Below are 6,549 nucleotides of genomic sequence, written 5' to 3' on the forward strand. Positions count from 1 at the left end.
TTACTACTTTTTAAAATTGAATACTATGAAACAGCAAATATGATGTTAATTCAAATCATGAAATTCATTTTCGCACCTCTCTAAAGTTAGATTTATTTTGTAACTTAAGGTAGAGATAACAAATTGTAAAATTCACGCTAAATGATACATTTACTTAAGTGAGTAGAAATGTCAATATTTTTGTTCAATTTTGTTGTCAAAATCGGGTGAAGAATAGTTAATTGATACTTTTCGTATTTATAAGCGTTGATACGCGATAATTCACGTTTTTGCCAGTCTTAACGCTAACAAACATCAACTGTAATCAACTTTGATTTTTAAACGTAAATTTAAATACTTTTGTTTCTGAGTATTTAGAACATAAATTAGGCGATCGCTCTGTGAGTCATTGAAGAGAAAAGGCTACAGAATAAGGGAAAGAACCTCGTAACCGCAATACTTTTGCCACAAGAATGGTTTCATCTGGCTTTTTTGATCTTGTAGTAAAAAGCTGGAGGGTAGGTCTATTTAATCAACTTGAGTACGGTAAACCGTATTTGTCCGTTAATTCACAAAGATTAATTTAATTGTTAAGTTAAGTTACATAAATTAGAATTTCCTGCAAAACTTACCATTATGAAGAACTTATGAACAGCGTTAGTATCCTCGGCATCAGAACAAAAGGTAGAATTTAAGTTGGTATTCAGTACACAGTAACCAATTTCTAGTTTCTGTGAAACTCCATCAGAAATAAGACTTAATTTAATATTTTTTAACATTCTCATGAAAGCTACGGTGCAACTAATTCGGTTTTTAAATGAGGAGTTGGATATTCCAGTTAGCGCCATTTCTCTGGCTTCACGACATTGTGAGGAAACCCCCAACTACTTACCCATAGCCCTCTGGCAGTATGGGCTAGTGACACTGGATCAATTAGCTCAAATTTTTGACTGGCTAGAAACAATCTAAGCTCTTGCTACCACTAAGAGTCCGTAGGGTAAAAACTTTAGTCTTTTTTTAAGCACTAAATTGCTGACTACGAACTTGCATTTTCAACCGTTTTAATTTCAAGGATTGGTGACATTCATGACAATCAAAGAACAGCCCAAGCCGCCACGGTTTCGGATCATCGCCAACATATTGCTGGCAGTATCAGGGTTATTTCTGCTCTTAAATCTGTTTTTGCCTAATTTATTTACTTCTGGCCCGGCTGGTGTGCCTTATAGCTTATTTATTCATCAAGTCCAAGAAGGGGAAGTTAGCAGAGTTTCTGTCGGTCAAAATCAGATTCGCTACCAACTAAAAACAGAAAACGCCGAGCCAGGGGCAGTATTTGTAACTACACCAATCTTTGATTTAGAATTACCCAAACTTTTAGAATCAAAAGGAGTTGAGTTTGCCGCTGCGCCCCCGCCTAAGACTAACTGGTTAACGACCGTTGTGGGGTGGGTGATTCCGCCGCTGATTTTTGTTGCTATTTGGCAATTCTTTATCGCCCGTAGCGGTGGCGGTGGTAGTCAAGGTGTACTTTCTATTGGTAAAAGCAAAGCCAAAGTTTATGTTGAAGGTGATGCAGCTAAAATCACTTTTACAGATGTAGCTGGGGTAGAAGAGGCAAAGACAGAGTTAGTAGAAATTGTAGATTTTCTCAAAACTCCAACACGTTTCACCCAAATTGGAGCCAGGATTCCCAAAGGAGTTTTGTTGGTCGGGCCTCCAGGTACAGGTAAAACGCTTCTAGCTAAAGCCGTCGCCGGAGAAGCCGGAGTTCCATTCTTCAGTATTTCTGGTTCTGAGTTTGTGGAACTGTTTGTTGGTGTGGGTTCTTCTAGGGTGCGCGATTTGTTTGAGCAAGCTAAAAAACAAGCTCCCTGCATTGTATTTATTGATGAACTAGATGCCATTGGTAAATCTCGCAGCAGTAATGGTTTTTATGGCGGTAACGATGAGCGAGAACAAACCCTTAACCAATTACTTACAGAAATGGACGGATTTGCTGTTGGCGATGCCACAGTGATTGTACTAGCAGCGACTAATCGTCCAGAAACTCTTGACCCAGCCTTACTGCGTCCGGGTCGCTTTGACCGCCAAGTGTTAGTAGATCGTCCTGATTTGTCGGGTCGTGAGGCAATTCTTAAAATTCACGCTCAAAAAGTGAAATTGGGAGATGATGTAAACTTAAAAGCGATCGCCACTCGTACTCCTGGTTTTGCTGGGGCAGATTTAGCTAATTTAGTGAATGAAGCGGCATTATTGGCGGCTCGTAATCAACGTCCAACAGTGGCTCAAGAAGACTTTGCCGAAGCAATTGAACGGGTAGTAGCAGGGTTAGAAAAGAAGAGCCGTGTATTGAACGAGACTGAGAAAAAGATTGTTGCATACCATGAAGTTGGTCATGCAATGGTCGGGGCGCTAACAACAGGAAACGGTCGCGTAGAAAAGATTTCGATTATTCCCCGTGGGATGGCAGCTTTAGGCTATACCCTACAATTACCGACAGAAGACCGCTTTTTAATGAATGAAGCAGAATTGCGCGGTCAAATTGCGACTCTATTAGGTGGACGTTCTGCTGAAGAAATTGTGTTTAACAGTATTACAACAGGTGCTTCCAACGATTTGCAACGAGCAACTGACTTAGCAGAACGGATGGTAACAACTTACGGGATGAGCAAAGTTTTAGGGCCTTTAGCTTATCAACAGGGACAACAAGCAATGTTTTTAGGTAATGGCGCACCTAATCCTCGACGGGCGGTAAGTGAAGACACAGCCAAAGCCATTGATAGCGAAGTCAAAGAAATTGTGGACATTGCCCACAAACAAGCCCTAGAAATTCTCACACAAAATCGAGACTTATTAGAAGCGATCGCTACTCAACTTTTGGAAACAGAAGTTATTGAAGGAGAGAAACTGCACAATCTACTCTCCCAAGTGCAACCTTTACCAGCTGCGGCTTAAAGACTGCTTGGATTAGTTTTTTTTAGCATGTGTCCAAACGGATATCACCTAAGCACTAAAGTGCTTACTACCAACTACTAGCGGAATCCTGACATCGGATTCCGCTTTTTCATGGCTATAGCGAATTTTATCTGGGGGTACAGTATTGCTGTGCCTCTTATAAAATCAATAGAGGCTATCGCAATTTCTTGAAACACATCGGGGAAGGCGTTGCTGGTATGGTGTAGAGGACTTTTCTCAACTCTTTAAAATCTCGTTGCTGGAGTTTGTAGTAAGCGCTTTAGTGTTGAGGAAACAAGGACTAAAGTCCTTACTACGAACTTGAGTTTAAAATTATTGTTTAGCTCAATAGGGGCGCTACGGTTTTAAACTAGTTAATTATTAACCTTATTGCTTTCAAGTACTGTCCATGCAACTCCTGAAAACAACCGACAAAGATTTTGATATTAAATTCAAAACCCTTGTGAGCGATCGCCGGGAAGCTACAGTTGATGTTAGTGGGACAGTACGAGATATTCTCGCTGATGTAAAGGTGCGGGGAGATGCCGCAGTTAAAGACTATACTAGCCGCTTTGATCGTTACGATCTCCAGTCTTTGCGTTTAAGCGAAAGCTTAATTGCCGAACACGCAGCCCAATGTCCAGCCGATGTCAAAGCCGCCCTAGAACTAGCAGCCGAAAGAATAGGGGCTTTTCACAATAAACAATTACCCCAAGATATTGGTTACACCGACGCAGTAGGTGTAAAACTCGGCTTAAACTGGATAGCTCTGTCGCAAGTAGGAATTTACGTTCCGGGAGGACGGGCCAGCTATCCCAGTTCTGTGCTGATGAATGCTCTCCCTGCTAAAATAGCAGGTGTGGAAAGAATTGTGATGACAGTACCTACACCCCGCGGAGAGATTAATCCAGCAGTCTTAGCAGCTGCCCAAGTTGCTGGTGTAACAGAAATATATAGTATTGGTGGAGCGCAAGCGATCGCAGCTTTGGCTTATGGTACAGAAAGCATCATTCCTGTAAATAAAATTGTCGGCCCTGGTAATGCCTATGTTGCTGAAGCCAAACGTCAAGTATTTGGCACTGTTGGCATTGACAGCATCGCTGGGCCTTCCGAAATTCTGGTGGTAGCCGATAACCAAAACAACCCAGATTGGATTGCTTGGGATTTACTATCCCAAGCAGAACACGATCCCAGCGCTCAGTCAATTCTGATTACTGATTCTGAAAACTTTGCTCAACAAGTAATCGCGGCCATTGAGCAAATTCTCACAACCTTGCCCACTCAAGAAGTTGCTGGTGCTAGCTGGCAAAAGCATGGTGCAGTAATTATTGTCAACGATTTAGCCCAAAGTATCCCACTGCTTAATCAGTTAGCTCCAGAACACTTGGAATTATGTATAGATAATCCCCAACTCCTGGCCAGTCAAATTAAGTGTGCTGGTAGCGTATTTTTAGGACGCTATACCCCAGAAGCAATTGGTGATTATTTAGGAGGGCCAAACCACGTACTACCTACTGCCCGTTCTGCCCGCTTTGCTTCTGGCTTGAGTGTCTACGATTTTCTCAAGCGAATTACCTATTTGGAATGCAATCAACAAGCATTACAAAAAATAGGTCAAGCAGCCATTACTTTATCCCAAGCAGAAGGCTTACCTGCCCATGCTGGCAGTGTATCTGTGCGTCTGCAATAATTACAGCGTATTTCAGCTAAATGAAGTACACGCTTAGGGGCACAACATGTTCCCTACAATTATCTGTACTCATCAAGTTGCCATAACGTGAGTTCGACAAGTTTTATTTGACCTCTCCCCCGCAGTGGGAGAGGTTTTGAAACCTTGATTTTTTCGTTCAAAACTAGGAAATTTTCTGCCCCTCTCCGCGTCGGAGAGGGGTTGGGGAGAGGTTCATCGAACTCACGTTAAATCAACTTAATAACGCTTGTGGCTTTAAAGCTAAAAATGCTTTGATACAAGCATTGTTATGACCACTACTGGATACTTACTTCTATTGTGAAGCACTGGCATAGGAAGATTTTTTAAAGAGATTAGCTCACTATATGAGGCACTACAGGAATCTAAAGAGTTTAATGATGCAGTAACTTTGACAAAAGACATCGCAACCATTATATCTATTCGATTTACTAAGCAAAATTAAACTGTTTAGGGAGCATTGCTATCAAATTTTAATGGATTTATATCTTAAGTATGGTGAAAATGTTCTGCGCGTACTGTGCGATCGCCTCAAGTTTGCGATCGCACAATTCATACTTTGATTGGACAATGCTAAATTTACTTTATCAGTAATCTCTAATTTATATGCATATATGGCAAGCTGATTTTTATCGCAGTCCGCAACAGGATGCATCTGGACAAATTTTATGGGAGTTGTTGCTTTGTAATCCGACTCGTAACTTTGAGTATGCAGCTACTTGTCCCCAGTCAGCAGCAAACTCAGATTGGGTTACTACTCAACTACAGTTAGCAGCTGGTGAAAATTTACCAGATGTAATTCAGGTGTTTCGTCCCCAGTCTTTGAGTTTAATTCAGGCCGCAGGTCAAAATTTAGGTATTAATGTGGAACCTAACCGTCGCACTTTGGCATTGAAGCAGTGGCTGCAAGAAAAACAATATCCTTTATCACTGGATAAACCACCGCCGATACCATTACCAGAAAATCTATGGGGAGAAGAATGGCGTTTTGCTACACTCCAGGCTGGCGAATTCGTAGATGTATTTATAGAACGCCCAATTCCGATTTTGTCTATGCCCGAATTTCTACAACCCATTAATTTAGGCTTAGCATCAACATTACCCGTCCCAGGTATAGTAATTTATGGTGGACGGCAATCAATGCGTTTAGCTCAATGGTTAGCTTCAGTACGCCCGGTAGCTTTAAACTACATAGCTGGTGCGCCTGACGGCTTAGTTTTAGAAGCTGGTTTGATAGATAGATGGATTGTAGCGACTTTTGAAGATTCAGAGGTTGCTGCTGCTGCTAAAGTTTTTGAACAGCGAAAACAGCAAAGCCAAGGGTTGCATTTTTTGTTGGTACAACCTGATGATTCCGGGATGACTTATAGTGGTTTTTGGTTATTGCGGGCGGAAAACTAAGTAATTTCTACTTTGCCTTACCTTAATTCGCGCCTGCTTCACCATTGTACTTTTTCAAACAAAGTTAGTTCAGAGTTTTCGATAAGTTTTTGAACTTGCTCAATCATTATTAACTAACTAAAAATAGATGGGACTGGCGTATAAACTAATTCTTATGACTGCTGCGATCGCTAGCACCAATCTCACGGGAGCATCCCAGTTTTTTGCAAAGAAGGTGAAAATCAGTCAGGATAAGTAAGACGAGTGCATTTACCTAGCAATGACCCCAGAACAACAGCAAGCTCTTCAAGAACATATTCAGGCAATCTCTAAAATATTGTACGAAGATACGTCAAAAGAAAAGCTCACAAACCTTGCAGGAATTGAAGAGGCAGTGCGAAGTCAAATGCAGAAGCACGTCACGCCAGAAGTAGGGGTTTTTTTATCGAAACAGTTACAGACACAAGAGCAGGGTATAAACGAAGACTAAAAAGCGAATGTCACGAAGATAAGCTGGGGAGGCTGGG

Annotated in this window: 4 protein-coding genes and 1 pseudogene; all 5 read left to right on the forward strand. The window is 41.4% G+C overall.

What is annotated here, in order from left to right; genetic code table 11:
* Nucleotides 1-762 precede the first annotated feature (762 nt).
* Nucleotides 763-948, forward strand: a complete 186-nt coding sequence (locus I8751_RS19675) for a DUF2949 domain-containing protein (protein ID WP_214440802.1) — start codon at nt 763-765, stop codon at nt 946-948.
* A gap of 117 nt (nt 949-1,065) precedes the next feature.
* Entirely contained in the window at nt 1,066-2,934 is a 1,869-nt protein-coding gene (gene ftsH4, locus I8751_RS19680; RefSeq protein ID WP_214440803.1) for an ATP-dependent zinc metalloprotease FtsH4, read from the forward strand.
* A gap of 409 nt (nt 2,935-3,343) precedes the next feature.
* On the forward strand, nt 3,344-4,624 hold the full coding sequence (hisD, locus tag I8751_RS19685) for a histidinol dehydrogenase (protein WP_214440804.1): 1,281 nt from the start codon (nt 3,344-3,346) through the stop codon (nt 4,622-4,624).
* Between the two features lie 624 nt (nt 4,625-5,248).
* Complete coding sequence (locus I8751_RS19690; RefSeq protein ID WP_214440805.1) at nt 5,249-6,043, forward strand: Tab2/Atab2 family RNA-binding protein; 795 nt, start codon at nt 5,249-5,251, stop codon at nt 6,041-6,043.
* Between the two features lie 259 nt (nt 6,044-6,302).
* Nucleotides 6,303-6,549, forward strand: a pseudogene (locus I8751_RS19695) (ISKra4 family transposase); the annotation flags it as partial.

The sequence above is a fragment of the Atlanticothrix silvestris CENA357 genome (genome assembly GCF_016056295.1).
GTDB lineage: Bacteria > Cyanobacteriota > Cyanobacteriia > Cyanobacteriales > Nostocaceae > Atlanticothrix > Atlanticothrix silvestris.